This is a genomic window from Streptomyces sp. NPDC018964 (assembly GCF_044390325.1).
Lineage (GTDB): Bacteria > Actinomycetota > Actinomycetes > Streptomycetales > Streptomycetaceae > Streptomyces.
Window position 1 is genome coordinate 175,227 of the sequence record NZ_JBIRYZ010000009.1, and the last position, 26,623, is coordinate 201,849.

General features: G+C 73.4%; 26 protein-coding genes and 3 pseudogenes. 16 read left to right on the forward strand and 13 right to left on the reverse strand.

Annotated features, from left to right (window positions below; genetic code table 11):
- Positions 1 to 87: 87 nt before the first annotated feature.
- The 3 genes and pseudogenes from ACH5AO_RS17765 to ACH5AO_RS17775 form a co-directional block, all read right to left on the reverse strand.
- Positions 88 to 1,338: a YncE family protein gene (locus ACH5AO_RS17765; RefSeq protein ID WP_398925569.1), complete on the reverse strand. Its 1,251-nt coding sequence runs from the start codon at positions 1,336 to 1,338 to the stop codon at positions 88 to 90.
- Between the two features lie 171 nt (positions 1,339 to 1,509).
- The gene (locus tag ACH5AO_RS17770) at positions 1,510 to 1,860 is read right to left on the reverse strand and encodes a hypothetical protein (RefSeq protein ID WP_398925571.1); all 351 of its coding nucleotides are present in this window, start codon (positions 1,858 to 1,860) and stop codon (positions 1,510 to 1,512) included.
- A pseudogene (locus ACH5AO_RS17775) lies at positions 1,857 to 2,621 on the reverse strand (cbb3-type cytochrome c oxidase subunit I); the annotation flags it as partial. The gene ACH5AO_RS17770 and the pseudogene ACH5AO_RS17775, both read right to left, overlap by 4 nt.
- Between ACH5AO_RS17775 and ACH5AO_RS17780 the strand changes: the two are divergent.
- Positions 2,619 to 2,801: pseudogene (locus tag ACH5AO_RS17780) on the forward strand (hypothetical protein); the annotation flags it as partial. The pseudogenes ACH5AO_RS17775 and ACH5AO_RS17780 overlap by 3 nt on opposite strands.
- 20 nt (positions 2,802 to 2,821) lie before the next feature.
- Here ACH5AO_RS17780 and ACH5AO_RS17785 read toward each other — a convergent pair.
- Entirely contained in the window at positions 2,822 to 3,187 is a 366-nt protein-coding gene (locus ACH5AO_RS17785; RefSeq protein WP_398925573.1) for a nuclear transport factor 2 family protein, read from the reverse strand.
- A gap of 123 nt (positions 3,188 to 3,310) precedes the next feature.
- Positions 3,311 to 5,065, reverse strand: coding sequence for an ABC transporter ATP-binding protein (locus tag ACH5AO_RS17790; RefSeq protein ID WP_398925576.1), 1,755 nt, complete (start codon positions 5,063 to 5,065; stop codon positions 3,311 to 3,313).
- 135 nt (positions 5,066 to 5,200) lie between these two features.
- Between ACH5AO_RS17790 and ACH5AO_RS17795 the strand changes: the two genes are divergently transcribed.
- From ACH5AO_RS17795 to ACH5AO_RS17820, 6 genes are all read left to right on the forward strand, one after another.
- Complete coding sequence (locus tag ACH5AO_RS17795) at positions 5,201 to 6,286, forward strand: S-(hydroxymethyl)mycothiol dehydrogenase (RefSeq protein ID WP_398925579.1); 1,086 nt, start codon at positions 5,201 to 5,203, stop codon at positions 6,284 to 6,286.
- Positions 6,286 to 6,915, forward strand: coding sequence for an MBL fold metallo-hydrolase (locus ACH5AO_RS17800; RefSeq protein ID WP_398925581.1), 630 nt, complete (start codon positions 6,286 to 6,288; stop codon positions 6,913 to 6,915). The genes ACH5AO_RS17795 and ACH5AO_RS17800 overlap by 1 nt, the downstream gene beginning before the upstream one ends.
- A 102-nt stretch (positions 6,916 to 7,017) precedes the next feature.
- A complete protein-coding gene (locus ACH5AO_RS17805; protein WP_398925583.1) occupies positions 7,018 to 7,932 on the forward strand; it encodes an SDR family oxidoreductase in 915 nt (304 codons plus the stop codon).
- Between the two features lie 187 nt (positions 7,933 to 8,119).
- Positions 8,120 to 8,815 carry a L,D-transpeptidase family protein gene (locus ACH5AO_RS17810; protein WP_398925585.1) on the forward strand — a complete coding sequence of 232 codons (696 nt, stop codon included), beginning with the start codon at positions 8,120 to 8,122 and terminating at the stop codon, positions 8,813 to 8,815.
- Positions 8,816 to 8,981: 166 nt separating this feature from the next.
- Positions 8,982 to 9,167: a hypothetical protein gene (locus ACH5AO_RS17815; protein ID WP_030863721.1), complete on the forward strand. Its 186-nt coding sequence runs from the start codon at positions 8,982 to 8,984 to the stop codon at positions 9,165 to 9,167.
- Between the two features lie 367 nt (positions 9,168 to 9,534).
- Positions 9,535 to 9,669, forward strand: coding sequence for a hypothetical protein (locus tag ACH5AO_RS17820; RefSeq protein ID WP_398925588.1), 135 nt, complete (start codon positions 9,535 to 9,537; stop codon positions 9,667 to 9,669).
- Between the two features lie 21 nt (positions 9,670 to 9,690).
- Here ACH5AO_RS17820 and ACH5AO_RS17825 read toward each other — a convergent pair whose 3' ends face one another.
- Entirely contained in the window at positions 9,691 to 11,067 is a 1,377-nt protein-coding gene (locus ACH5AO_RS17825; RefSeq protein WP_398925590.1) for a S1 family peptidase, read from the reverse strand.
- 228 nt (positions 11,068 to 11,295) lie between these two features.
- Here ACH5AO_RS17825 and ACH5AO_RS17830 point away from each other — a divergent pair, with 228 nt between their 5' ends.
- The 3 genes from ACH5AO_RS17830 to ACH5AO_RS17840 are packed head-to-tail and all read left to right on the forward strand — an operon-like array spanning position 11,296 to position 13,610.
- Entirely contained in the window at positions 11,296 to 12,495 is a 1,200-nt protein-coding gene (locus ACH5AO_RS17830) for a MalY/PatB family protein (protein ID WP_398925592.1), read from the forward strand.
- Positions 12,488 to 13,219, forward strand: coding sequence for a class I SAM-dependent methyltransferase (locus ACH5AO_RS17835; protein WP_398925594.1), 732 nt, complete (start codon positions 12,488 to 12,490; stop codon positions 13,217 to 13,219). The genes ACH5AO_RS17830 and ACH5AO_RS17835 overlap by 8 nt, the downstream gene beginning before the upstream one ends.
- Before the next feature lie 10 nt (positions 13,220 to 13,229).
- Positions 13,230 to 13,610, forward strand: coding sequence for a PPOX class F420-dependent oxidoreductase (locus ACH5AO_RS17840; protein ID WP_398925596.1), 381 nt, complete (start codon positions 13,230 to 13,232; stop codon positions 13,608 to 13,610).
- A 30-nt stretch (positions 13,611 to 13,640) separates the two neighbouring features.
- Here the strand turns inward: ACH5AO_RS17840 and ACH5AO_RS17845 are convergent, their stop codons facing one another.
- Positions 13,641 to 14,057: a Zn-ribbon domain-containing OB-fold protein gene (locus tag ACH5AO_RS17845; protein ID WP_398925799.1), complete on the reverse strand. Its 417-nt coding sequence runs from the start codon at positions 14,055 to 14,057 to the stop codon at positions 13,641 to 13,643.
- Between the two features lie 665 nt (positions 14,058 to 14,722).
- Here ACH5AO_RS17845 and ACH5AO_RS17850 point away from each other — a divergent pair.
- Together ACH5AO_RS17850 and ACH5AO_RS17855 are read left to right on the forward strand one after the other, a co-directional pair.
- Complete coding sequence (locus tag ACH5AO_RS17850) at positions 14,723 to 15,553, forward strand: hypothetical protein (protein ID WP_398925598.1); 831 nt, start codon at positions 14,723 to 14,725, stop codon at positions 15,551 to 15,553.
- A 75-nt stretch (positions 15,554 to 15,628) separates the two neighbouring features.
- A complete protein-coding gene (locus ACH5AO_RS17855; RefSeq protein WP_398925600.1) occupies positions 15,629 to 16,243 on the forward strand; it encodes a peptidoglycan-binding protein in 615 nt (204 codons plus the stop codon).
- Positions 16,244 to 16,251: 8 nt separating this feature from the next.
- Here ACH5AO_RS17855 and ACH5AO_RS17860 read toward each other — a convergent pair whose 3' ends face one another.
- The 3 genes from ACH5AO_RS17860 to ACH5AO_RS17870 form a co-directional block, all read right to left on the reverse strand.
- On the reverse strand, positions 16,252 to 18,648 hold the full coding sequence (locus tag ACH5AO_RS17860) for a SpoIIE family protein phosphatase (protein ID WP_398925601.1): 2,397 nt from the start codon (positions 18,646 to 18,648) through the stop codon (positions 16,252 to 16,254).
- 109 nt (positions 18,649 to 18,757) lie between these two features.
- On the reverse strand, positions 18,758 to 19,132 hold the full coding sequence (locus ACH5AO_RS17865) for a hypothetical protein (RefSeq protein WP_398925603.1): 375 nt from the start codon (positions 19,130 to 19,132) through the stop codon (positions 18,758 to 18,760).
- Positions 19,133 to 19,425: 293 nt separating this feature from the next.
- Entirely contained in the window at positions 19,426 to 20,343 is a 918-nt protein-coding gene (locus tag ACH5AO_RS17870) for a MurR/RpiR family transcriptional regulator (RefSeq protein ID WP_398925605.1), read from the reverse strand.
- 170 nt (positions 20,344 to 20,513) lie between these two features.
- Here ACH5AO_RS17870 and ACH5AO_RS17875 point away from each other — a divergent pair, with 170 nt between their 5' ends.
- Positions 20,514 to 20,675, forward strand: coding sequence for a hypothetical protein (locus ACH5AO_RS17875; protein WP_398925607.1), 162 nt, complete (start codon positions 20,514 to 20,516; stop codon positions 20,673 to 20,675).
- Positions 20,676 to 20,722: 47 nt separating this feature from the next.
- Positions 20,723 to 21,124: a DUF3662 domain-containing protein gene (locus tag ACH5AO_RS17880; RefSeq protein WP_398925609.1), complete on the forward strand. Its 402-nt coding sequence runs from the start codon at positions 20,723 to 20,725 to the stop codon at positions 21,122 to 21,124.
- Here the strand turns inward: ACH5AO_RS17880 and ACH5AO_RS17885 are convergent.
- The 3 genes and pseudogenes from ACH5AO_RS17885 to ACH5AO_RS17895 all read right to left on the reverse strand — a co-directional run bounded on the left by ACH5AO_RS17885 (position 21,121) and on the right by ACH5AO_RS17895 (position 23,859).
- A pseudogene (locus tag ACH5AO_RS17885) lies at positions 21,121 to 22,196 on the reverse strand (serine hydrolase domain-containing protein). The gene ACH5AO_RS17880 and the pseudogene ACH5AO_RS17885 sit on opposite strands and share 4 nt — an antisense overlap.
- A gap of 410 nt (positions 22,197 to 22,606) precedes the next feature.
- A complete protein-coding gene (locus tag ACH5AO_RS17890) occupies positions 22,607 to 23,110 on the reverse strand; it encodes a GNAT family N-acetyltransferase (RefSeq protein WP_398925610.1) in 504 nt (167 codons plus the stop codon).
- Between the two features lie 86 nt (positions 23,111 to 23,196).
- Positions 23,197 to 23,859: a nucleoside/nucleotide kinase family protein gene (locus tag ACH5AO_RS17895; RefSeq protein ID WP_398925612.1), complete on the reverse strand. Its 663-nt coding sequence runs from the start codon at positions 23,857 to 23,859 to the stop codon at positions 23,197 to 23,199.
- A 94-nt stretch (positions 23,860 to 23,953) separates the two neighbouring features.
- On the opposite strand from ACH5AO_RS17895, the gene ACH5AO_RS17900 reads away from it, so the two are divergent.
- Together ACH5AO_RS17900 and ACH5AO_RS17905 are read left to right on the forward strand one after the other, a co-directional pair.
- Complete coding sequence (locus tag ACH5AO_RS17900) at positions 23,954 to 24,691, forward strand: HAD family hydrolase (RefSeq protein ID WP_398925614.1); 738 nt, start codon at positions 23,954 to 23,956, stop codon at positions 24,689 to 24,691.
- A 386-nt stretch (positions 24,692 to 25,077) separates the two neighbouring features.
- Positions 25,078 to 26,562 (forward strand): hypothetical protein, encoded by a 1,485-nt coding sequence (locus ACH5AO_RS17905; protein ID WP_398925616.1) that lies wholly within the window; start codon positions 25,078 to 25,080, stop codon positions 26,560 to 26,562.
- Positions 26,563 to 26,623 lie beyond the last annotated feature (61 nt).

Consider the following 26,623-nt stretch of genomic DNA (forward strand, 5'->3'; position numbering starts at 1 on the left):
TCCGCCCCGCCGCACGCCCCGAACGGTCCTGGGCGCTCCGGTGGAGCGGGGTACCGCACACCGGGCACCGGAGGGCGACCGGCCGGGTCACCGCCCTCCGTCCTCCGCGCCCGCCCAGCCGGCCTCCACATGGCCGAGGCGTACCCGCTGCGGGTGGTCGCCCACGGGGACGGACACGGTCTTCTCGCCGGTCGCGAAGTCGATGGCGGTGACCCGGTCGGCGCCGCTCTCGGAGACCACGCAGGACCTGCCGTCACCGCTGACGGTCGCCCAGTACGGCTTGGACGCGGTGACGAGCGGCCCCTGCCGGAGGGTCGCGCGGTCGACGACGGTCGCGTAGTCGTCCATGGTGCCCGCCACACACAGCTTGGTGCCGTCGGGCTTCATGGTGATGCCGTGGTGGCGCGAGTCGTTGACCCAGGTGGTGCGGTCGTCGCTGGTGGCCGGGTTCTTCGGCAGGGTCTTGATGCGGGTGATGCGGTCGGTGGCGACGTCGTACTCGAAGAAGCCGTTGAAGAACGACACCTGGAAGTACAGCTTCGACTCGTCCGGGGAGAACGCGGCCGGGCGCACCGCGTCCGAGTGGTCCTTCAGGCCGATGGCGTCGAGCCGCTCCCGCATGTCGATCACCTTCGCCTGCTTGAAGGTGGTCGCGTCGACGACCGTGATGCGGCGGTCGCCCTTCGTCCAGTCCAGCCAGGTCGCGTCGAGCGCGGTGTTCACCTCGCCGATGGACATGTTCCAGATGTGCTTGCCGTCCTTGCTGAAGACGTTCTCGTGCGGCTTGTCGCCGGTCTTGAACGAGCCGAGTTCGTCACCGGTCGCGATGTCCAGGACGTGCACCGTGTTGGAGGTCGAGGCCGAGACGGCGACGCGCTTGCCGTCGGGGGAGACCGCCATGTGGTCGGAGCGGTAACCCGACACCGGGAAGCGCCAGTTGATCCGTCCGGTGGCGAGGTCGAGGGAGACCACGTCGGCGAAGCTCGGCCGGGAGACCACCACCGAGGTGCCGTCCGGGGTGGAGTACATGTCGTCGACCAACTGGTCGTGGCCCTCGCCGACGCCGCTGCGGATCGCCATGAAGTAGATCCAGCGGATCGGGTCGGCGTTGATCTCGGCCATCCGCTCGGCCTTGTCCGGGACGACGTCGATCCGGCCGATCCGTGCGAAGTCACCGGTGGACTCGATGACATCGGCGGTGCCGTCCCAGTTGTTGCCGACGAACAGCACCTCCCGCAGGGCGGGGGAGGAGTCGGCGGCCGCGGCGGTGGGCGCCGTGACGGTGAGGACGAGCGTGGCGGCGATGGCGTACAGGTGCCTGGTTCTGCGGACCGGCATGACGGCTCTCCCCACAATCCGGGATCACGTGCCCTGAAAAGCAACTTACTGAAAAGTAAGGAAGGGGGCCGTCCGCGACAAGAGCGCGTACACGACAAAATTGGATGTCGTCGGCGTCCGGTGCGGCGGCCCTCACTCGCGGCGCCCGGCATGCGCGGCGGGTGACTCTCCCTAACCGGCCGACAGGGCGACGAGGACGGCCCCGAAGGCCAGGGCGCAGCCCAGGAGCACCCAGCCCAGCAGCCGCTGCCGCAGATGGCGGTACCGGGTCTCGTACTGCGCCCGCAGTTCCTCGCCCCGCCGGGCGGTCCGCTGCCACGACGCCCGGCTGAGGGCCAGGTGCCGTTCGGTGAACCGCCGTACCACCTCCTCCCGTTGGCGTTCCGTCAGCCAGTCGAGGTCGGCGGTGAGCTCCGCCGCCGCCGTACGGGCCTCGGCGCGGGCCGCGTCGACGAGGAGATGGCCCTCGATCTCGTTCAGCAGGGCCTCCATGTCGACGAAGGAGCTGTCCCGGCCGGTCACCGGAGACTCAACTCCTTCACGGACTCCGAGGGGTGGTGCAGGTCGAACGCCGGGGACTCGCTGCGGATGCGGGGGAGTTCCACGAAGTTGTGGCGCGGAGGCGGGCAGGAGGTCGCCCACTCCAGCGAGCGGCCGTAGCCCCACGGGTCGTCGACGCCGACCGGCTTGCCGTACTTGGCCGTCTTCCAGAGGTTGTAGAGGAACGGCAGCATCGACATGCCCAGCAGGAACGAGAAGACGGTCGACAACGTGTTGAGCGTCGTCAGGCCCTCCACCGCCAGATAGTCCGGGGTCCGCCGCTGCATTCCGTTGGTGCCCAGCCAGTGCTGGACCAGGAAGGTGCCGTGGAAGCCGATGAACAGCGTCCAGAAGGTGATCTTGCCGAGGCGCTCGTCGAGCAGCTTGCCGGTGAACTTCGGCCACCAGAAGTGGAAGCCGGCGAACATCGCGAAGACGACGGTGCCGAAGACCACGTAGTGGAAGTGCGCCACCACGAAGTACGAGTCCGTGACGTGGAAGTCCAGCGGCGGCGAGGCCAGCAGGACGCCGGTCAGACCGCCGAAGAGGAAGGTCACGAGGAAGCCCAGCGCCCACAGCATCGGCGTCTCGAAGGAGAGACTGCCCTTCCACATGGTGCCGATCCAGTTGAAGAACTTCACCCCGGTCGGCACCGCGATCAGGAAGGTCATGAAGGAGAAGAACGGCAGCAGCACACCGCCCGTGACGTACATGTGGTGCGCCCACACCGTCACCGACAGACCCGGCTGGGCCGGCCCGGCCAGGCCTACGTGTACGACGACGGTTCCGGCATCCGCCACATGCTGGTCCTGGACCCGTCCACGGGCGCCGTCCTCGGCCTGGAGCAGACGTTCACCGCCGACCAGCCCGAGTACGGTGTGCGGGCGGGCGACGTCATGCAGTACAGCGCCTGGCTGCGCTGATCACCTCCGTACCGGCGTTCCTACTCGTCCCAGGCCTGGATCATCACCTGCCCGGTGATCCTGCCGTCCCGCAGGGTGAGCATCGACTCCGACAGCACCCGCACCCCGTCCGGGTACCGGCAGCTCTCGCAGTAGGCGGCGTGATCGCCCTGGACGACGCACGCCTCCAGGGAGTGCGTCATGTCGCGGCTGTAGACGTCGTCGAGCATGGCGGCGATCTCGTCCCGGCCGTGCAGGACCTTGGGGTGGCTGGGCTGGGTGTTGCGGTCCACGATGCGCAGTTCCGCGTCGTCGGCGTAGAGCGACACCAGCGTCGTCGGCGTGTCCGCCTCGATGCCCCGACGCAGCGTGTCGGTGCCGAAGACGGGGTGTGCCGCGGTCGTCATGGTGACCCACCTCCTCCGCGGGGCCGCGGTCCGGACCTCCGGCGGGCCGGGACGGCCCCTCCTACGAGCGTCCTCCGGCCCGCCGGGCACGGCAAGCCCGGCCCCCGCGCCACCCGGCGCCGCTCACTCGGCCGTCGCCAGGAACTGCGTGGCCGCCAGCTCCGCGTACAGCGGATCAGCGGCCACCAGCTCCCGGTGTGTGCCGACGGCCCGCACCCGGCCCGCGTCCATCACCACGATCCGGTCGGCCGCCGTCACCGTGGACAGCCGGTGCGCGACGACCAGGACCGTCGTCGTGCGCGCCACGTCGGCGACGGTGTCGCGCAGCGCCGCCTCGTTCACCGCGTCGAGCTGCGAGGTGGCCTCGTCGAGCAGCAGCAGCCGGGGGCGGCGCAGCAGGGCGCGGGCTATGGCGACCCGCTGGCGCTCCCCGCCGGACAGCTTGGTGCCACGATGCCCGACGAGGGTGTCGAGCCCCTCCGGCAGCCGGGACACCAGACCGTCCAGCCGGGTCGTCTTCAGCACCCGCGTCAGGGTGCCGTCGTCCGTCTCGGGATTGCCCAGCAGCAGGTTGTCCCGCAGGGAACCCGACAGCACCGGCGCGTCCTGCTCGACGTACCCGATCGCGGCCCGCAGCCGCGGCAGCTCCCAGTCGGCCAGATCACGGCCGTCGAGCGTGATCACCCCGGAGTCGGGGTCGTAGAACCGCTCGATGAGGGAGAAGACGGTGGTCTTGCCCGCGCCGGACGGGCCGACGAACGCGGTCATGCCCTGCGCGGGCACGGTGAACGTCACCCCGTGGTGGACGTACGGCAGGTCGTCGGCGTATCGGAAGCGGACGTCCTCGAAGGCGAGCGCGGCGGGCGCCGTGCCGGCGTCGGGCAACCGGGCGGGCCCGGCGGCCGGTTCGGCGGGCAGCCGCAGTGCCTCCTGGATCCGGGCGAGGGCGGCGCTGCCCGTCTGGTACTGCGTGAGCGCGCCGACGACCTGCTGGATCGGCGCCATCAGGTAGAACACGAACAGCAGGAACGCCACCAGCGTCCCGATGTCGATGGCGTCGGTCGCCACCCGCGCGCCGCCCACCGCGAGCACCGTGATGAACGCGATCTGCATCGCGAGCCCGGCCGTGTTGCCCGCCGCGGCCGACCACTTGGCGGCGTGCACGCTCTGCCGCCACGACTCCCGCGCGGCCTCGTGCAGCGCGCGCTCCTCGCGCGGCTCGGCACCGGACGCCTTGACCGTGCGCAACGCGCCGAGCACCCGCTCCAGCGAGGCGCCCATCGCACCGACCGCGTCCTGCGCCTGCCGGGAGGCCCGGTTGATGTGCGGCACGATCACCCCCAGCACCGTGCCCGCGAGCGCGATCACCCCCAGGGTGACACCCAGCAGCACCGGGTCCACGAAACCCATCAGCACCACGGTCGCGACCAGGGTCAACCCGCCCGTGCCGAGACCGACCAGCGAGTCCGTGGTCACCTCGCGCAGCAGGGTGGTGTCGGAGGTGACGCGGGCCATCAGATCGCCCGGCTCGGTGCGGTCGACGGCGGCGATCCTCAGCCGCAGCAGGTACGACGACAGCGAGCGCCGCGCCCCGAGCACCACCGACTCGGCGGTGCGCCGCAGCACGTACGAACCCAGCGCCCCCAGCACGGCGTTGGCGACCACCAGCGCCGACATCAGCAGCAGCGCGCCGGTGATCGCCCGGTCGTCCGAGAGGTCATCGATCAGGTCCCGGGCCACCAGCGGCAGCATCAGCCCCGTCGCCCCGGTCATCAGGGACAGCACCGCACCGCCCAGCAGGGCCCACCGGTGCGGTCGTACGTATCCGAGGAGCAGCCGCCAGGCGGGCGGACCGGATTCCTCTGCTGCGATGCTCACGTCGCCCCCCTCGGCGTCGGACGGAGGTCCAGGCTACGTCGCGGGGGCACACCCGCCGCACGGCGGGCGGCGGAAGCGATCATTCCCGCGTAGGGTCGGGGGAAGACGGACACGGCGGACGAAGGAGTCAGCAGCATGGCGCAGGAAGTACGCGGCGTGATCGCACCCGGCAAGGACGAGCCGGTGCGGATCGAGACGATCGTCGTGCCCGACCCCGGCCCCGGCGAGGCGGTCGTCCGGGTCCAGGCCTGCGGGGTGTGCCACACCGATCTGCACTACAAGCAGGGCGGGATCAGCGACGACTTCCCGTTCCTGCTCGGCCACGAGGCCGCGGGCGTGGTCGAGTCGGTCGGCGACGGCGTCACCGACGTCCAGCCCGGCGACTTCGTGATCCTCAACTGGCGCGCGGTGTGCGGGAAGTGCCGCGCCTGTCTGCGCGGACGCCCCTGGTACTGCTTCGACACCCACAACGCGAAGCAGAGGATGACCCTGACCGACGGCACCGAGCTCTCCCCGGCCCTGGGCATCGGCGCCTTCGCCGAGAAGACCCTGGTCGCCGCCGGACAGTGCACCAAGGTCGACGCGGCCGTCTCCGCGCAGGTCGCCGGGCTGCTCGGCTGCGGCGTGATGGCAGGCATCGGCGCCGCGATCAACACCGGGAACGTCGGCCGGGGCGACTCCGTCGCCGTCATCGGCTGCGGAGGCGTCGGTGACGCGGCGATCGCCGGGTCCCGGCTGGCCGGGGCGGCGAGGATCATCGCCGTCGACATCGACGACCGCAAGCTCGAGACCGCCCGCTCCATGGGCGCCACCCACACCGTCAACTCCCGCGAGACCGACCCCGTCGAGGCGATCCGCGAGCTCACCGGCGGCTTCGGCGCCGACGTCGTCATCGAGGCCGTCGGCCGCCCCGAGACCTACCGGCAGGCCTTCTACGCCCGTGACCTGGCCGGCACGGTCGTCCTGGTCGGCGTGCCCACCCCGGAGATGAAGCTCGAACTGCCGCTGCTCGACGTCTTCGGCCGCGGCGGCTCCCTGAAGTCCTCCTGGTACGGCGACTGCCTGCCCTCCCGCGACTTCCCGATGCTGATCGACCTGCACCTCCAGGGCCGCCTGGACCTGGCGGCGTTCGTCACCGAGACCATCCAGTTGGACGAGGTGGAGAAGGCTTTCGAGCGGATGCACCAGGGCGACGTGCTGCGTTCGGTGGTGGTGCTGTGATGGCCGCCCGCATCGAACGACTCGTCACCTCCGGGCAGTTCAGCCTCGACGACGGCACCTGGGACGTCGACAACAACGTCTGGATCGTCGGCGACGACCACGAGGCGATCGTCATCGACGCCGCCCACGACGCCGACGCCATCGCCGAGGCGGTGGGGGACCGGCGCCTCACCGCCATCGTGTGCACCCACGCCCACAACGACCACATCGACGCCGCGCCCGCCCTCGCCGAGCGCACCGGCGCCACCATCTGGCTGCACCCCGACGACCTGCCGCTGTGGAAGCGGACCCACCCCGACCGCGACCCCGACTCCTGGCTCGTCGACGGCCAGGTGATCGAGGCCGTCGGCGCCGACCTCACCGTGCTGCACACCCCCGGGCACGCGCCCGGCGCGGTCTGCCTGTACGACCCGGGCCTTGCGACCGTGTTCACCGGCGACACCCTCTTCCAGGGCGGTCCGGGCGCCACCGGCCGCTCCTTCTCCCACTTCCCGACGATCATCGACTCGATCCGGGACCGGCTGCTGACCCTCCCGCCGGAGACGAAGGTCCTCACCGGCCACGGCGACCCGACCACCATCGGCACGGAGGCCCCGCACCTGGAGGAATGGATCGCGCGCGGCCACTGAACGGTCCGTCCGGACGACCTGCGCGAAAAGGCGACAGAAGATGTCCGGCTTACCTGTCACGCTCGAGGTGACAGCAAAGAGCCGTTGAACAGGAGGCCGTACATGTCGGAGCAGTTGAAGGGCAAGGTCGCGCTGGTGGCCGGGGCGACCCGGGGTGCCGGACGGGGCATCGCCGTGGAACTCGGGGCGGCGGGCGCGACCGTGTACGTCACGGGCCGCACCACCCGTGAACGCCGCTCCGAGTACGGCCGCCCCGAGACCATCGAGGACACCGCCGACCTGGTCACCGAGGCGGGCGGCCAGGGCATCGCGGTGCCCACCGACCACCTCGAACCGGGGCAGGTGAAGGCACTCGTCGACCGCATCGCCGCCGAACAGGGCCGCCTGGACGTCCTGGTCAACGACATCTGGGGCGGCGAGACGCTCTTCGAGTGGGAGGCTCCGGTCTGGGAGCACGACCTGGACAAGGGCCTGCGCCTGCTCCGCCTCGCCGTCGAGACCCACGCGATCACCAGCCACCACGCGCTGCCGCTGCTGCTGCGCCACCCCGGCGGACTGGTCGTCGAGGTCACCGACGGCACCGCCGACTACAACCGCGACCACTACCGCCTCTCCTTCTTCTACGACCTCGCCAAGTCCTCCGTCCTGCGCATGGCGTTCGCCCTCGGCCACGAACTCGGCCCGCGCGGCGCCACCGCGCTCGCCCTCACCCCGGGCTGGATGCGCTCGGAGATCATGCTCGACCATTTCGGCGTGCGCGAGGACAACTGGCGCGACGCCCTCGGCGAGGTCCCCCACTTCGCCATCTCCGAGAGCCCGCGCTACGTCGGACGGGCCGTCGCCGCCCTCGCCGCCGACCCGGACGTGGCCCGCTTCAACGGCACCTCCCACTCCAGCGGCGGCCTCGCCCGGGAGTACGGCTTCACCGACCTCGACGGCAGCCGCCCCGACGCCTGGCGCTACATGGTCGAGGTGCAGGACGCGGGCAAGCCGGCGGACGTCACCGGCTACCGCTGATCCCGCCCGGCCCCTGACCGCGGACACGAGACGTCGCCGCGGCAGCCGATCGTTCCGGTCCCGTCCGCCGGATGTCACCGTTCGGTCGCACCCCGGTCCGTCCGTACAACCGATTTTCCCGCTGAGTCGTCTCTCTGGCAGAGTGCGCAGGCCCTGCGCTCACTTCTGCGGAAAGGCAAAACGGACCATGGGGGAAATACGTAGACGGAGTGCCGTCGTTCTCGGGGTCACCTCGCTGGTGGCCCCGCTCACGCTCGCGCTCGGTGCGACACCGGCGCAGGCCGCGAGCTGCACCACATCGACGGGCCCGTACCAGAAGAAGGTGGAGAAGTTCCTCGGCCGCCCGGTCGACGGGAAGCAGTCCTCCGCCGACTGCAAGGCCATCCGCGCCTTCCAGACCAAGCACGGCATCACGCCGAACATCGGGTACGCCGGCCCCGTGACCTGGGGTGTGATGGACCTGATGAACAAGCAGAAGGCCGTCGGGAAGAAACCCAACAAGTCAGGTAAGTGCCCCACGAACAAGGGGCGCATCGCCTGTGTGAACCTCACGCTCCAGATCAGCTGGATCCAGGACGGCAAGAAGCTCGTCTACGGCCCCGTCCCGGTCCGCACGGGGCGCAACGGGTACGAGACCCGCACCGGCCTGAAGAAGATCTACTGGCGCAACATCGACCACGTCTCGACCATCTACGACGTGCCGATGCCCTACAGCCAGTTCTTCGACGGCGGTCAGGCCTTCCACTCGGTCGGCGTCAGCATGTGGAACCCGCCCGGCTCCCACGGCTGCGTCAACATGACGAAGACCGCCGCCAAGAAGTACTGGTCGCTGCTGAAGAACGGCGACGACGTCTACGTGTACGGCCGCAAGCCGGGCACCTGATCGCCGCGGGCGCCCGGCCTGCCGGGCGCCCCGCACCCCGGACGTTCCCCGAAGACCGGGGTGTGAACTCGCCCACGTTGCCCGGCAGATGGACGTGATCAGCACCACTGCCCGAAATGTCCGATGGGCGTGCGATTGCTCACAGCGCCTTCACGTCGGGCCCCGTATGCTTCACGGCATGTCCACCACTGTTGAACCCTCCTCCGAGCGATCGGCTGCCGAGGTCAACGAGGAGATCCGGGCCCTGTGGCTCCGGTCGGGCGGGACACTGAGCGTCGAACAGCGCGAGGAGTACCAGCGCCTGGTCCAGGAGTGGGCCTCGGCCCTCCCGCAGCCGGCCAGAGCCGCCTGACCGCCCGGCATCGTCCTCCGCTCGACGGGGCACCCGTGAACGGACGGGTGCCCTCCTCGCACCGACCCCACCCCTTCGCCACGGCATCGTCGACCTCGCGGGCGGACCACCGCCCCGCCGCGTCCCGCATGCCGCCCTTCACCTTCCCCGTCCGGCTCGGCGGCCCACTGCTCGCCGCGAGGCCGCTCTCCTCCTGCCCGTCGACGCCCTCGTCGGCTCCGACCTCCTCCGGGGCGCCCGTCCGGCGCCGGTGGCGCCCACCGCCCGGCCTCCCGCAGCTGCCCGTACGGCCGTGTGCCCGGACCCTGCTGATCGCGGCCTCGTCCTTTGCCCGTGGGCCGTCCAATGGCAGACGCTCACCGTCGCGGTGGTCCTCGCCTCCCTCTACCCGGCGCTCCCGGTCGTCCTCGGTCTCGCCGTCCTGCACGAACACGTCTCCCGGCGGCAGGCCGCCGGGCTGCCGGGAGACGCCCTGGCGACCGTGCTGCTCACCGTCGACTGACGGTCCGGACCCGCCGCCCGCTCAGCCCCATGACGCCGAGTAGTGGCGCCGGTACTCCTTGCGGTCCTGCTCCGCCCGTATCCAGCGCGACGCCACCAGGGCGACCAGGCTGCCCGCGATCACCAGCAGTCCGGGACCGACGTTGCGGGGGTCGGCCAGCCGGGACAGCAGGGTCGACGGGTCCGGGAGGATGCCCCGCACCGGAGTCGACGGCCCCGGCGAGGCGGCGTCCGGAGCCGCCGCGCCCCGCGCGTCCGACGGGGCGGGGGAGGGCGCCGCCGCGCCCCCGTCGGCCCCGGGCGCCACGATGAGCCGTACGCCGAGCCGCGCCAGCGCCTTCGTCACCGGCTGGAAGTACGTCGTGCCGCCCGTCCGGCAGTCGCCGCTGCCGCCCGACGTGACACCGAGCGCGATGCCCTCGGAGAACATCGGACCACCGCTGTCCCCGGGTTCGGCGCACACGTTCGACTCGATGAGACCGCTGACCGTGCCCTCGGGATAGTTCACCGTGGCGTTGAGCGCGGTCACCTCACCGTCCCGCAGCCCGCTGGTGCTGCCGCTGCGGAACACCCGCTGGCCCACCGCCGGATCCGCCACCCCCGTGATCCGTACGCCCTTGCCGTCACCGACGGCCACCACCCCGGCGCCCTCGCCGGCCCGGCCGCCGGCGTACTCGATCAGCGAGTAGTCGTCCCCGGGGAAACTGCTGCCGACCGTCGTCCCGACCTCCTGCCTGCCCTGGTCGTCGGCGAACCACACCGACCCGTCGGGCCCGCAGTGCCCGGCCGTGAGGATGAACTCCCGTTCCCCGTCGGTCACGTTGAACCCCGCCGAACAGCGGCCGGCCGTCGACAGGATGGGCAGCGCCCCGTTGAGCCGGGTGGTGAAGGTGCCACCGCTCCGCTCCATGCGGACGAAATCGCCGATGCCGTCCGCCACTTCGGTCAGCTCGGACCAGTCGTCCGCCGACACCGTGCTGTCGCCCCGGACCACCACCTCGTTGGTCCGGTAGTCCATGGCCCACGCCGTCCCGGGCACGCGCGGCGCCGAACCCAGTGTCCTGGTCGCGGACTTGAAGTCGTCCATGCTGTGCCGCACCATCTTCGGCTCGGCACCGGCCGCGCGCACCTCGGCCGCCGCCTCCTCGTCGGTGACCGCGACCACCGTCCTGCCGTCGTCGGCGATCCAACTGCCCGCCGTACGGGACGTGCCGAGCCTCGACACCAGGCCGGCGCCCGGCCCGGCCGTCGCCTCCCCGGCGGTGGCGAACGGAACCGCGTCGGACGCGCGGGGCTCACCGGCGACGGCGTGGGTGACCATCGTGGCCCCCAGGAGGAGTCCGCCGACGGCCGCCAGCCGTGTCACTCGCCGGACGGCCCGTCGTCGTGCGTGGCTCATGCGTGGCTCCCGAACCTCGACGCGCGGTGCGCGCACCGCGGGAGCCTCCCCTGAGTCGAAGGCCCCCTTCCCATACGGGTCCGCGGCCCGACGTGTTCAGCCCGGGCATGATCCCGCCCGGCGGAAGGCGGAAGGCGGAGGGCGTCCGGTGGAAGGCGGGCGGCGGGAGGCGGGCGGCGCCCCGTCGTCCCGGTGCCCCCGCGCACCACGGCCGCCTATCGTGGGCCCATGACCAGGATTCCGCACGAGACGTCCGGTGAGCCGAATCCGCTGCACGCCCTCGACCTGGACCGCCTGCGCCGCCGCACCAGCATGAAGTGGCGCACCTACCCCGAGGACGTCCTGCCCCTGTGGGTGGCCGAGATGGACGTCCCCCTGGCCGAACCGGTCGTCCGCGCCGTCACCGGGGCGATGGAGCTCGGCGACACCGGCTATCCCGCCGGCCCCGCCTACGCCCGGGCGCTGGCCGCCTTCGCGGACAAGCGGTGGGACTGGGACGGAATCGCCGTGGAGCGCACCGCGATCGTCCCCGACGTCATGCTGGGCGTGGTCGAGATGCTGAAACTGGTCACCGGGTACGGGGACGCGGTGGTGGTGAACTCACCGGTGTACCCGCCGTTCTACGATTTCGTCGGGCACATGGACCGCCGGGTGGCCGAGGCCCCGCTGGGTGCGGACGCGCGGATCGACCCCGACGTCCTGGAGGACGTCTTCCGGCGGGTGACGGCCGGCCGGCGGCGCGCCGCCTACCTGCTGTGCAGCCCGCACAACCTCACCGGCACCGTGCACACCGCCGACGAACTGTCCGCCGTCGCCGCCCTCGCCGAGCGGTACGGCGTACGCGTCGTCGCCGACGAGATCCACGCCCCGCTGACCCTCGGCGGCACCCGCTTCGTGCCGTACCTGAGCGTGCCGGGCGGCGAGCGCGGTCTGTCGCTGATGTCGGCGTCGAAGGCGTGGAACCTGGCCGGACTCAAGGCCGCCCTCGCCGTCGCGGGGCCCGGGGCCGCGGACGACCTGGCGCGGATGCCCGAGGAGGTCGGCCACGGCCCGAGCCACGTCGGCGTCCTCGCCCACACCGCCGCCCTGCGCGACGGCACCGCGTGGCTGGACGCCCTGCTCGCCGGCCTCGACACCAACCGCCGGCTGCTCGCGGACCTCCTGGCCGAGCGGCTGCCGGCGGTCCGCTACCGGCCGGGCGACGCCACCTGCCTCGCCTGGCTGGACTGCCGCGCCCTCGGCCTCGGTGACGACCCCGCCGGCACCTTCCTCCGGCACGGCCGCGTGGCCCTCAACCCCGGTCCGTCCTTCGGTACGGGAGGAGCGGGCCACGCCCGGCTGAACCTCGCCGCCTCACCCGAGGTGCTCGAGGAGGCGGTGCGGCGGATGGCGGACGCCGTGGAGCGCGCGGGCGGCGCCCGTGGCTGACGAGTGCTACGGCCACCCGCGGCTCGCCGCGGTCTACGACCCGCTCGACCCCGACCGGAGCGACCTCGACGCCTACCTCGGCATGGCGGAGGAGTTCGGTGCCCGGCGGGTGCTGGACATCGGCTGCGGGACGGGGGTGTTCGCGCTGCTCCTCGCCGACCGGGGCATCGAGGTCGTCGGCGTCGAACCCGCCGGGGCCTCCCTCGACGTGGCCCGGGGCAAGCCGGGCGCCGCGCGGGTCCGCTGGATCGAGGGCGACGCGACGGCGCTGGAGCCGCTGCGGGCGGATCTGGCGACCATGACGGCGAACGTCGCCCAGGCCATCGCCGGTCCGGGCGCCTGGCACGCCACCCTGCGGGGCGCCCGCGCGGCCCTGCGGCCCGGGGGACGCCTGGTGTTCGAGACCCGCGACCCGGCCCGAAGGGCCTGGGAGGGGTGGACCCGGGAGGAGTCGTACCGCAGGACGGACGTGCCCGGCGTCGGCACGGTCGAGCACTGGCACCGGGTGACCGAGGTGGACGGCCCGCTGGTGACGTTCCGGACCACCTACGTGTTCGCCGCGGACGGGGAGGTGCTGACCTCGGACTCGACGCTGCGCTTCCGCGAACGGGAGGAGGTCGAGGCGGACCTCGCCGGGCACGGCTTCACGGTGGAGGAGGTGCGGGACGCCCCCGACCGCCCCGGCCGGGAGTTCGTCTTCGTCGCGCGCCGCCCGGACGCCTAGACTTCCCCGCATGGACGACGCGTCGAGGGACCGGCTGGGTGCGGGGAAGTACCTGCTGGTCACCAGCTACCGCAAGAACGGCACACCCGTCGCCACTCCGGTGTGGGTGGTGCGGGACGGTGACGCGCTCGGGGTGTGGACCGTCGCCGACTCGTGGAAGGTGAAGCGGATCCGCGCCCGCGGCGACGTCCTCGTCGGCCCCTGTGACGTACGCGGCAACCCGACCGGTGACCAGGTTCCCGCCACGGCGGAGATCTGCGACCCGGCGACCACGGCCCGTTACCGCAGGCTGCTCGCCCGCAAGTACGGCCTCGTGGGCCGGCTGACCCTCCTGGGCAGCCGTCTCCGCCGGGGCACGGACGGTACGGTCGGGATCCGCATCACCCTCTGAGCCGCGTGCCGGACCGTACCCGGCGGCCCGTCAGGTCCACGCCCGGAACGGCTCGTCCACCAGCTGGAAGACCGGCTCGCCGCGCACCGGGTCCTCGGCCGTCGACAGCCGTACCCGGTCGCCGCTGTGGATGCCGATGGGCGGCCCCATGACCCGGCCGCGCACCACGAACCCCTCGGCCATCTCGATCAGGGACACGTTGCGGGCCGCCGGGGTGTTGCGGTGCAGCACCGTGGAGTGACGGACCGTCCCGACGCCCTCGCTGCGCTCCGTGCGCAGGTCGCTGCCCTGGCAGACCGGGCAGAGCAGCCGGTGGTACATGGTGGTGCCGCACCAGGCGCAGCGCTGGAAGAGCATGGCCTCGGCCCGGCCCTTGTCCCGGGGGTCGAGGACGCCCGTCGTGGAGCCGGCTGCCTGCTGAGCGACGCTTTCCGAGGGGTGGTACACGCTGGTCAACTCCCTGCGCTCGGCCGGAATCCCGCGTGCGCGGTCACCCGGCACGCGCGTGCCGGTGCGTCGTGCCACCGCGCACAGCCACAGGGTATGGCACTCGGTGCCACCCGTAAAGGCACTCCGTACCCTCGCGTTCGGGCGGGCGTCCGTGCCCGGCCGCGGTCCCCGGTTCCCGCACCGTCCGCCACCGCGGTGTTCCGCACCGCGGAACGACCACCACCACGTCCTCGGGCCCGGCACCGAACGAGGCCCGCACACGGTCCACCACGGCCTCCGCGTCCGTCCCCGCCCGAACGCGGCCAGGAGCGCGGCGCGTTGTCGTGCACGGCGACCGCCGCCGTGATCACCTCGGCGCGGAGGACGTGGCCCCGTGGACCGGCGAAGCGCGCCCGCAGGCATCCGGCCGGCGCGCGCTCGCACCGCCGGGCCGCGGACGACGCGTACGCACGCGACCGCCGTCGGGAGGCCGTCCCGTCATGCCGGCCGGGCACCGCTCGTGGCCGGGAGGACCGCGTCCCCTCGGCCGGGAAGGAGCGGAAGAAGGACCGCCGGCCCGCCCCGGCGAGCGTCACGACGCCGTCGGCGGAACCCGGTGCCGCCGAGGCGGCGGGCCCAGGTCGTTCCTATGATCGGGCCACCGCCGTCCCCGAGGAGCCCGTATGCCGCCCGCCCGCCCCCGCGTCCTGTACGTCACCGACCTGGCCTACCCGGCCCGCGGACGCCGCTACGGCGACGAGGACGTCTTCCTCACCTCCCGGCTGCGCGAGCACCTCGACCTCGCCCTGTGCCATCCGCGGGACGCCGTCGCCCTGATGGACGGCTTCGACGCCGTCGTGGTCCGCAACAGCGGTCCCGTACTGGCGTACCGGGACGCCTACGACGCCTTCCGCGAGCGCGCCACCGCGACCGGCACACCGGTCTACAACCCGCTCACCGGCAGGGGTGACATGGCCGGCAAGCGGTACCTGCTCGACCTGACCGCCGCCGGCCGCCCGGTGATCCCCACCGTCGACCGGCCGGAGGACCTGCACCGGCTGCCCGCGGCGGAGCGCTACGTGGTCAAGCCCCGGCTCGGCGCCGACTCCATGGGCCTGCGCGTCGTCCCCGCCGACGAGGTGCGCGACCACGTCGACGGGGACGTCCTGGTGCAGCCGCACGTCGACTTCGCCTACGAGGTCTCCTTCTACTTCGTCGACCACGACTTCCAGTACGCCCTGTACGCCCCGCACACCGGGTGCCGCTGGCAGCTGGAGCCGTACGAACCCACTCGGGACGACCTGGACTTCGCCCGGGGCTTCATCGACTGGAACACCCTCGACCACGGCATCCAGCGCGTCGACGCCTGCCGCGCGCCGGGCGGCGGACTGCTGCTGGTCGAACTGGAGGACCTCAACCCCTACCTGTCCCTGGACGCCCTCGACGACACCGGCCGGGAGGCGTTCGTGTCCGCCATGACGGCGTCCCTGCGCCGCTTCCTCCACGACGCCTGAACCCGGGGCCCCTCCGTCACGTATCTCTCCGCACAGGCGGACCGACCCCCGCGCGCGGCACGGAAGGAGAGCGACGTGACGACACCGTCCGGGCCGGAACGGCCGCACGAGGGACCGCCCCTCGAACCCGTCCGCGTCCTGCGCCCGCGTCGCACCGACGCACTCGCCGAGCTGTTCCGGGAGTTCGAGCGGGAGGAGCGGGGCGGGTACGAGCCGGTGCCGCCGCCCGCCGGGGCCGAGGACCGGACGCGGGAACTCCCGCCCGTGCCCGCGGCCCGGCACGCCTCGGGGACCCGCCGCACCGCCCTCGCACTCGCCGTGGCCGCCGCCGCGGTGGCGGGCTTCGGCGGCGCGCTCCTGCTCACGGAACGCGACGCCGACGACCGCGCGGCACCCGGTCCGAGGCCGCCCACGACCGCCCCCGTCACCCCGGCCCCGCCCGTCCCCGCCGAGCGGGGATTCCTCCGCGAGGGCGACTCGGGCCCCGAGGTGACCGAACTCCAGGAGCGGCTGCTGCGCATCCCGGACGTCTACCGGTCCGGCACCACCGACGGCCGCTACGACGCCACCCTCTCCGCCGCCGTCGCCCGCTTCCAGCTCTGGTACGGCATCCGGGGCGACGAGACCGGCGTCTACGGCGACGACACCCGCCTCGCGCTGGAGTCCCGCACCGGCCGGCCGGACGGCTGACCCGGTGGCTACCGCTCCTTCGGCACCCGGATGTCCAGCACGCACACGTCGTCGCGGCGCTCGTCCTCCAGCATCGTCTCCAGCAGCACCCCCAGGGACCCGGCCTCGTCATCGGGGTGGGCCGCCACGGCCGCGGCGAGACGGGCGAGGCCCACGTCGATGTTCTCCGGGGGCCGCTCCACCAGACCGTCCGTGTAGAGCAGCACCCGGTCGCCGGGTTCGAGGAGGCACTCGGCCTCCTCGAAGTGCGGCCCGGCGGCACCGCCGAGCAGCATGCCGCTGGGCCGGCGCAGATACGTCACCTCGCCGTCGCGCAGCAGCAGGGGCGGGGTGTGGCCCGCCTGGGCCCAGACCAGGCGACGCTGCGCCGGCCGGTAGCGGGCCAGCACCATGGTCGCGGTGCCGTGGCTGTCCCGGGAGTGCAGCAGCAGGGTGTTGAGCCGGGCGAGCGCGCCGGTCAGCGAGGATCCGGTGATGACCATGCCCTTGGCGGTGAACCGCAGCTGGGCCATGGTGGCGACGGCGTCCACCCCGTGCCCGGCGACATCGCCGACGACGAACAGGGCGTCCCCGTCGGGCAGTTCGATGGCGCTGAACCAGTCGCCGCCGACGTGTATGCCGGCCTGGGCGGGAAGGTAGGCGACCTCCACGCGCAGTCCGGCCAGGTCGACCACCCGCTCGGGCAGCGGCAGCAGGGCGTTCTGCAGCCGGGCGACCAGGGACCGTTCGGCCTGGAGCACGTCGTGCTGGGTGACGATGGCCCGCTCGGTCTCCACCAGGGCGAGCTCGGCCCGCCGCCGCGCGGTCAGGTCCTGCACGAAGCCGTGCACCTCGACGGGCGTGCCGCGCAGGTCGGCCACCGCCTCCGCGGCGAGCCGCAGATGCCGGACCCCGCGCGCGTCGCGGACCCGGAACGGGGCGTCCAGCGGCAGCCCTTCACGTATCAGGGCGTCGACGGCACCGCTCAGCGCGGACCGGTCCTCGGGCACCGCGAGTCCGGGGAGGTCGACGAGCCGGACGGGCCCGTCCGCCGGGTCCCGGCCGAGTATCGCGAAGACCTGCGACGACCAGGACGCCTCGGACGTGGTCAGGTTCCAGTCGGCCCAGCCGAGGCTGCCCAGCCGCTGCAGGTCGGCGAGCCGCTGCTCCTGCCGGTCGGAGGAGGCGTGCCGGAGCCAGGTGACGACCAGGGCGTCCGCCGACCGGGTCACCCGTACGGAGTATGTGGCCGGCTCGGTGACGCCGTCCACGACCTCCTGGTGGGCGAACGGCTCGCTCTCGTACGTCCCCCCGCCGACCAGGGTGTCCAGGCAGCCCCGCCACATCGGTGTGTCCACCAGGTCGGGCCGCACCTCCCGCAGCCGCCGCCCGGCCGGATCGCCCCCGGTGCCGTCCAGGACGTCGGCCGCCTGCGCCGTCATGGCGTCGATCCGGAAGTCCTCGGTCCCGCCGGACGGGCCGGGCAGCGGGGTCAGCAGCACCGCCGGGACCGGCAGCGCCGCGAAGAGCGCCCGCACGGAGCCCGGGAGGGGGCCGGCCACGGGCTCGGACGGGGCGGCGAACGCGCGCAGCCGGTCGGCGCAGAGCCGGACCGCTCCGCGCAGATGGGCGCGGTCGCGCGGGGTGAAGGGGCCGGAGCGCCCGCGCAGCACACCGACGCAGATCCCGGGGCCCTCCCCGCCGGGCAGCGGCAGCCAGGCGCGCGAGCGCCACCGCTCGGGCGGGTCACCGATCAGCAGGTACCGGGTGCTGTCCTCGGCGAAGTCCTCCAGCCAGAGGGGCTCACCGGAATCGAGGGCGTCCAGTACGGCCACCCCGCCGAAGGGGGGCACCCGGCTCCACCGGGCGGCCAGCCGTTCACCGGTCCCGGCGTGCCCGAGCAGTTCCAGGCTGCCGTCGGTCCGGCGGGCGTAGATCATGACCGAGTCCGCGGCCAGGTCCGGCCCGAGGTGTTCCAGCAGGCACCGGGCCAGCTCCTGCGGGGTGTCGGTGCGGACGAGGACCCGGGCGAGGCGGCCCAGGGCGTCGGCGACGTCGTCGGGGGGCGAGGGCGTCGCCGGCGGGTCGGCCTCGGGGAAGCCGGCCGTCGTGTCCCCGGTGTCCTCGGCCGGCCGCGCGGACGGCTCACCGGACCGGGCGGGCGCCAGTTCCCCCAGGGTGATCCAGCACTCCTCCAGCAGGGTGCGGCGGGCCGCCTTGGCACGCTGGAGGAGGGTCTCGCCGGCGGTGTCGGCGGAGCATCCGCCCAGCGCCATCACCACGCCCTTGGCCCGTTCCACGACGGCCGATGTCGCGGCCTGCTCGCGCAGCCGGTCCATCTCGGCGCGCTGCCGGCCGACGACCCTGGCCAGTTCCACCAGGTCGGGCGCGGTTCCGGGCTCCGCCGGGACAACAGGTTCCCTCATCACGCGACGAGCATCGCACACGTTTCCCGGTTCGTTGAGCGGCCCGTTCGCCCGGGAGCCGCGGGCGGCCCGGACCAGGGGCCGTGACGCGTGCGCCCGGGGGGCACGGTCAGCGGCCGGACTCGGACAGGGCCAGGGCGACCGCCCGTACGCTGCGGGCGATGTGCTGGAGCTGTGTGACCTCGGCGGCGTAGAGCTTGATCGTGTGCTCGATGACCCCTTCGCGCAGTCCTGCCCGGGGCAGGTCGGCCCGGGCGGTCTGCAGGGCGGTGCGGGCCACCCGGATCTCGTGCTCGACCTGGATCTGGGCGTGCCGGGCCAGCAGGACGGGGTGCCGGACGAACGCCGGGTAGCTCGCGTAGCGCGCGGGCACCAGCTCGCGCAGCCACTTGGCGGCCGAGCGCTCCCAGTCGTAGCTGCCGGGGGTCTTGACCTGGCAGGGCCAGTCGGGACCGAGTCGCATGGTCGTCGAGGGCATGATCATCGCTTCCGGGTGTACGGCGTCGCACGGGCGGACGACGGAGTGGGGCGGCCCCGGCCTAGGGGATGACCGGAGCCGCCGTGGGTGGCCGGGCAGGGGATGCCCGGCCGAACACCCCGACCGCCGGAGCGGGCAGGAGCCGACGGCTTCGGGTGTTCGTGCAGGCGCCCGGTGCCGAGCGGCCGGGCTGTGATCCGTGAGCAGTATTTATATATGCCATCTGGTTTGCAAGACGTATGAAAACATTCATGCGTGCTTCGATGGGGACGTACCTCGCACGGCGCGCCCGCCGGAGGTCAGTCCCTGAGGAAGAACTGGTGCTCGTCGGCGACGTGCTCGTACTCGTCGAGCCGGGCCCGCGTCCGCTCCGGATCCGCGTCCGTCATGGCCTGCAGCAGCGCCGCGCACATCACGACCGGGGCGGCGTAGGAGTCGAACACCAGCCGGGACCCGGTGCCGGTGGCGAAGGTGACGTCGGCCTCGTCCACGATCGGTCCCAGTGCCAGATCGGTGATCAGCGCGACCTTCAGCCCGGCGCTGCGGGCGACCCGCACCGCGGTCAGGGTCTCCTGGGCGTGCCGCGGCATGGAGAACGCCAGCATCCAGGTGCCGCCCGCTTCCCGCGACTGCAGCAGCGCGTCGTAGGCGACGCTGCCGCCCAGCGTCACGAGCCGGACGTCCGGGTGGATACGGCGGGCGGCGTAGGCGAAGTACTCGGCCAGGGAGACGGAGATGCGCAGCCCGAGCACGGTGAGCGGAGCGGACGCGGCCAGCCGGCGGCCGACCTCGATGAACCGGTCGGCGTCGGCGAAGTCCCGCCGCAGGTTCTCCAGGTTCTCGATCTCGGCGTCCACCGCCGCCTGCAACTCGTTGCCCCGGACCTCCTCGGCGGGGCCCGCGGGGCGGGTGCCGAGCGTGATCGACTGGAGCCTCTCCCGCAGCGCGGGGTAACCGCTGAAGCCGACCGCCGAGGCGAACCGGGTCACCGAGGGCTGGCTCACCCCGGCCCGGTCCGCGAGATCCGTGATCGACAGGAACGCCGCCTCGGAGATGTGCTCGATCAGGTACCGGGCGATGCGCCGCTGGCCGGGGGAGAGCCGGGGCCGGTCGAACAGCGTGCGGAGCTGGGCCGTCGGGGACACCTCCGGGTCCCGGCCCGCCTTCCCCGAGGTGATCGCGGATGCCTGTGCGCGTGCCTGCTGCGGCGATCGCACCGGTGCGCCTCCTTCGTCTCCCACGAGAGTTCAACATAGCCCACCCACCGTGGTGACCAGGCCGCTCACCGGAGCACGACGGACCGCTCCACCGGGTATATCCGTGCCTTCCGGGGGAACCCGACGGCACAGCGAAGCGGAAACCCCCGACACACCAGGAGCCACCGGACATGACCGTCCCCGAGGAGAACCGGCCGAAGACCCGGGACACCGACGACGTCGTCGAACAGCGGCAGGACAAGGAGGCACGCGACCAGGGCGGCACCGGCCGCACGATGCGCGAGGCGCTGGAGGAGGCCGAGATCAAGCCCGACGACTTCCAGGAACGCTAGACCGAACCCGCCGCTCCCCGCCCCCGACCACAACAGCAGGTGAAAGCATGAGCGCCCTGAGCGCGCTGGAGAACGCCCTGGAGAACCGGTGGGAGGCGCTGTGGAGGCGGCTGTCCGGCCGGGAACCGGCCGAAATCGTCGACGCCCTGCGGCGCGAGTGCGACAGCCACGCCGTGGTGTGCCGGGCGGGCCGGGTGATGGTCCCCAACGCCTACGACGTGGAGCTCGCCGGGCCCGTGCACGAGGAGCTCACCCGTCGCGGCGGCCGTGTGGGCCAGGCGCTCGTCGACCGGCTGGCCCGGCACGCCGCGCGCCACGGCTACGAGTGGGCGGGCCCGCTCGCCGTGCACGTCAGCCGGTCCTCCGAGGTCCCCAACGGCCGCTTCCGCGTGGCGAGCAGCGTCATGCCGCACGTGAGCGCCGCGGGCTTCCGGCGGGCGGGAGACTAGTCCTCGGCCGGGCCCGGCCGACCGCGCGCCGGGCCCGGCCGGCCGTCGCACAGCGCCCGGTCGATGAGGTCCCGCATCGCTTCGTCGACCCGGTCCTGGCGCTCGCCGTCGAAGGTGTCGAAACTGTTCGTGGACACGGTCACCGCGCGCCGGCCGTCGGCCGTGACGCCGTTCTCACCGGCGTGGCCCAGGGCGTTGCCGCCGTGGTGCCGGTAGAAGCCGCCGCAGCTCAGCGGAGTCCGTTCCAGGCCCGGACCGCAGCCGCGTCCCGGCTCGTCGGGCACGGCACGGGTCCGTTGCATCTCGGCCGGCTCGTCCGGCCCCGGCAGGCGTCCGCCGATCAGCGCGGTGAAGAACCGGTTGACGTCCTCCGGCGTGGTGACCAGGGCGCCGGAGGCGTCGGCGGCCGTGGTGTCGACGCGGCGGCCGTCCTCGGCGTAGGTGTGGTAGCCGTGTACGTACGGGGAGGGCGGACGGGGATCGCCCGCCGACAGGGACGTACCCGTGAGAGCGAGCGGCCGGATGATCCGGTCGCGGACCTCGTGCCGCCAGGTGCGGCCGGTCACCCGCTCGATGACCATGCCGGCGAGCACGTAGTCGGTGTTGGAGCAGGCGTGCCGGTGCCCGCCTCGAAGCGGGGCGGCCACCGCATCGCCCCGGCCACCGGTTCCGCGGCGGTGTGGTGCCGGAAGCGGTTGTCGTAGTAGCCGCGCGCGGAGTACCCCGCCGGGAAGAGGTCGCGGACGCTCGTGTGGCTGTGGATGCCGCTGGTGTGCTGGAGCAGGTGGCGGACGGTAACGCGGCTGCCGTCGTTGCCGTTGCCGGTGACGACCCCGGGCAGCCACCGTTCCACCGTGTCGTCCAGCGACAGCCGGCCCTCGGCGACCAGTTGCAGCACCACGGTCGCGACGAACGCCTTAGTCGTACTGGCGGCCCGCAGGGCGGCGCCGTACGGCACGGGGCGGCCGCTCCCCGGCTCCGCCTCCCCGGCCCGCGCCCGCACGCGGTGGCGCCCGTCGCGGACCTCCACCGAGACGCCGACGTACCCGGCCTCCTCGAGGGTGAGCTCCACCTCGGCGCGCAGTTCCTCCCGGTCCAGCGGACCGGCCGGTTCGGACGGGGACGCGGAGGACGGGGGAGCCTCGGAGACCGGGGCCGCCGAGGCGGGTACGGGACGGCACCCGTGCCGAGCGCGGCGGCCGTCAGAAGGGCGGCCAGACGCGCACCGCGGGCTCTCGGCGATGGCTCGGTCACGGAACCAGCGTCGGCGAGGGAGGACGGCGGCGCCATCCGGGTACCGCCGGACGTGAAGGCGGGGAGCCCCGGCACCGGTCCCCGGTCACCCCGGTCCGCGGTCGCCCCGCCCGCCCGGAGGGGCGGCGCCCGCGTCACCGCCGGCGGGCCGTGAGCAAGTGACCGACGCCGCCGGGCCCGGCCCCGTACCGGCGCGTGCCGGACGGAGGGCCACCGTCCCGTCGGGCGTCAGGGCACCCGGTGCGTGACGGCCGGGGCGTGCGCGGCGAGCTCCTCGAGCGGGGCGCCGGTCAGCCGGCACCCCGTCCACTCGTCCAGCAGCTCCGCCCCGAGCGACTTGTAGAACCCGATGGCCGGCTCGTTCCAGTCCAGCACCATCCACTCGAAGCGCTCGAAGCCGTTCTCCCGGCAGATCGCCGCGAGGGCGGCGAGCAGCGCCTTGCCGTGTCCGGAACCCCGGGCGTGCGGTCGGACGTAGAGGTCCTCCAGATGGAGGCCGCGCGTGCCGGTCCAGGTCGAGAAGCGCGGGAACCACAGCGCGAACCCGGCGATCTCGCCGGTGCCGTCCTCCTCCGCGATCAGGACGGACGCGGCGGGGTGCTCCCCGAACAGTGCCCGACGCAACTGTTCCTCGGTGGCGCGTGCCTGCTCGGCGGCCTTCTCGTAGGCGGCGAGTTCGCGGATCATCGCACGGATGTCGGGAATGTCGTTCACGGTGGCTGCTCTGATCATGTCCCAGAGCCTGCGGCACCGCTCCGGATCACGTCCAGCCGGTTCCGAGGACCGGGACGGCCCCGGGCACCGGACGCCCGCCCGTCCTACGCCCCGGCGCCCGCACCCGGCAGGGCGGACCCCGGCACCACGAGATCGGCCCGGTCCCGTGTCGCGGCCACCAGCGCGGCGTTGCGCTCGTCCGTGCGCAGCACCCACGCCACCGCCTCCTCGTGGCTCTTGCCGAACTCCTCGTGCCGGGCCACCAGCCGCCGCACCCGCTCCTCCCCGTCCAGGTCGCAGAACCACACCTCGTCGAGGTGCGGCCGCACCCGGGACCAGGCACCGGTGTCCAGCAGCAGGTAGTTCCCCTCCGTCACCACCAGCCGGACGCACGGCGGCACCGGGAGCGCACCCGCGACCGGCTGCTCCAGCGTCCGCTCGAAACCGGGCGCGTACACGACGTCGTCGTACGTCTCCTCGCGCAGCCGCCGCAGCAGCGCCGCGTACCCGGCGGCGTCGAAGGTGTCCGGGGCGCCCTTGCGGTCGCGGCGGCCGAGGCGGTCCAGTTCGGCGTCGGCGAGATGGAAGCCGTCCATCGGCACCTGCGTGGCCCACGGCTCCCCGGTGCCGTTCAGCTCCCGCACCAACTCCCGGGCGAGCGTGGACTTTCCCGCGCCCGGGCTGCCCGCTATGCCGAGGATCGCGCGCCGGCCGCCCCGCGGGAGGGCACGGGCACGGCGGAGGAGGTCGTCGAAGGTCGGTGCCACACGGAAGAGTGTGTCACCCGGCACGCCGGAGTCCTGCCGCCATGTGGCCCGCGCCACTCACGGTCCTGCGGCGTGGGGGGGGAACGGTGTCCTCATGACGGATCCAGGTCTGCCCGATGACATCCTCGCCTGCCTCTTCGACCTCGACGGCGTCGTCACGAAGACGGCCGTCGTCCACAAGGCCGCCTGGAGGGAGATGTTCGACGCCTTCCTCCGCGAACGGGACGGCGACGCCTTCCGGCCCTTCACCGACGCCGACTACGACGAGTACGTCGACGGCCGCCCGCGCGCCGACGGCGTCCGCGTCTTCCTCGCCTCCCGCGGCATCGGACTCCCCGACGGCGACCCCGGCGACCCGCCCGACGCCCGCACCGTGCACGGCCTGGGCAACCGCAAGAACGAACTGCTGCTGGAGAGGATCCGCACCGACGGGGTGGAGGCCTACGACGGCACCCTGCGCTACCTCGCCGCGGTCCGCGCCCGCGGACTGCGCACCGCGATCGTCTCCTCCAGCGCCAACTGCCGTGACGTCCTGCGGTCGATCGGCGCCGAGGACCTCTTCGACGTCCGGATCGACGGCGTGGTCGCCGCCGAACGCGGCCTGCCGGGGAAGCCGGAGCCCGACACCTTCCTCGCCGCCGCGGCGGACCTCGGCGTCGAGCCGTCCCGGGCCGCCGTGTTCGAGGACGCGCTGGCCGGCATGGACGCGGGCCGTGCCGGGCACTTCGGATACGTCGTCGGCGTGGACCGGGTGGGCCAGGCCGACGCACTGTACGCGCACGGCGCCGACCGGGTCGTGACGGACCTCGCCGAACTCGGGGGCGACACGTGATCACACAGCGGGCGTACGCCGTCGAACCGTGCGCGAACGCGGCCTGGACCTCGACGTCCCGGCCCGGAGCGAGTCCGTGTTCGCGCTGTCCGACGGCCCCGTCGGCCGGCGCGGCGACCCTGACCGTGCGCGAGGGTGCCCCCGCCGGGTGTCCCGTCCCGCCGTCCGGGCTCCGCCCGGCGCCCGGGCAGTCCCTGCCCCGGGTCCCGTCCCCGCGCTGACCGGCGACGGGCCCGCAGGGCGGCCGTATCCCGCCCTGCGGGCCCGCCGCACGCGGGTTAGGTTGTCGGTGATCTCCGGAACGCCGGTTTCCCGGAACCCGTCCTCCAGCGCGCAGGGTCCACGGGACCCGGGACCCGACGACACGCGGGAATGAGGGACGGACGATGACCGACGGCACCGGTGCCCTTCTCACCGGCATACGCAAGCGCGAGCGGCGGCCCGGACAGGGCCCGTCACCGCGCGGCGGCACCCGTCCGCTCGCGGTGCTCGCCGTCGTCTTCACCCTCGCCCAACTCGCCCTGGTACGCCCCGTGCTGGGCCTGGGCTGGGACGAGATCGTCTACGTCAGCCAGGTCACCTCCCACCACCCGGCCGCCTTCTTCAGCGCACCCCGCTCCCGGGGCGTCTCCTTCCTGGTGGCGCCGGTCGCGTCCTGGTCCGAGTCCACCGTGCTGCTGCGCGTCTACCTCGCCCTCCTCTCCGGCCTCGCCCTCTTCCTGGCCCTGCGCTCCTGGCGCGGCCTGTTCCCCGTCCGGGTCCTGGTCACCGCCGGCGCCTTCTTCGCCTCCCTGTGGGTGACGCTCTTCTACGGTCCCCAGGCCATGCCCAACTACTGGGTCGCCGTCGGCGCGCTGACCGCCGTCGGCTGCTTCCTGCGCCACCGTGCGGACCCCTCGTCCGGCGGCCCCCTGTGGGGAGTCGTGGCGGGGGCCGCGCTCATGGCCTGGATGCGGCCCACCGACGCCGTCTGGGCGACGCTCCCGCTCCTCGTCCTCGCCCTGGCCGGCCGGCACGGGCGGTCCCTGCTCGCCCTCACCGGCGGTCTGCTGGCGGGAGGGGTGCCGTGGGTGGTCGAGGCGTACACCGCGTTCGGCGGCCTGCGGGAGCGGCTCGCCGAGGCCTCCCGCATCCAGGGCGGCCTCGGCCTGGACATCGCAGTCGACGACCAGCTGCGCAGCCTGGGCGGGCGCGCCCTGTGCCGTCCGTGCACGGGCTCGATGCCCCACCCGGTGATCACCCTGTGGTGGTTCGTCCTGCCGCTGCTCGCCGTCCTCGGACTGGTCGTCGCCGTGCGGGCCCGCCGCGCCCTGCGGACCGTGGTGCCGCTGGCCTGCGCCACGACCGTCGCCCTGCCCTACCTGTTCATGATCGAGTACGCGGCGCCCCGCTTCCTCCAGCCCGCCTACGCCCTGCTTGCGGTCCCGGTCGCCGACGCGCTGTGGTACCTGGTCACGGCACCGCGCGGAAAGTGGCGGCCGGCGGCCAGGATCCTGGTCGCGCTCGGCCTGGCCGGTCACCTCACGGTGCAGTTGACCGTCCTCGTGTACACCGCGGACCGCAACGTCGACAGCCGCCGGGACTGGGCCCGCACGGCCGGTGACCTGCACCGGCTCGGTGTCCGCCCGCCCTGTCTGATCACCGGCCACGAGGCGATCCCCATCGGCTACTACACCGGCTGCTCCTCCGGCGCGACCGCCGGGAACAACGAGAACACCACGGCCGCCGAGATCCTGCGCACCGCCGGCCGCGTCCCGGTCGCCGCCCTCACCGGGCCCGGCGGCACACCCCCCGGGTACGCCCGCTCCTGGCCCGTCCACCGGATCGGCGACCTCGAGGCCCGTATCGCCCCGGCGCCCGGCTCCGGCTGACGGCGACGGGTTTCCCGCGCGTCCGGCACAGGTAGGAGTCGACTGTCGGTGCGCGAAGAGG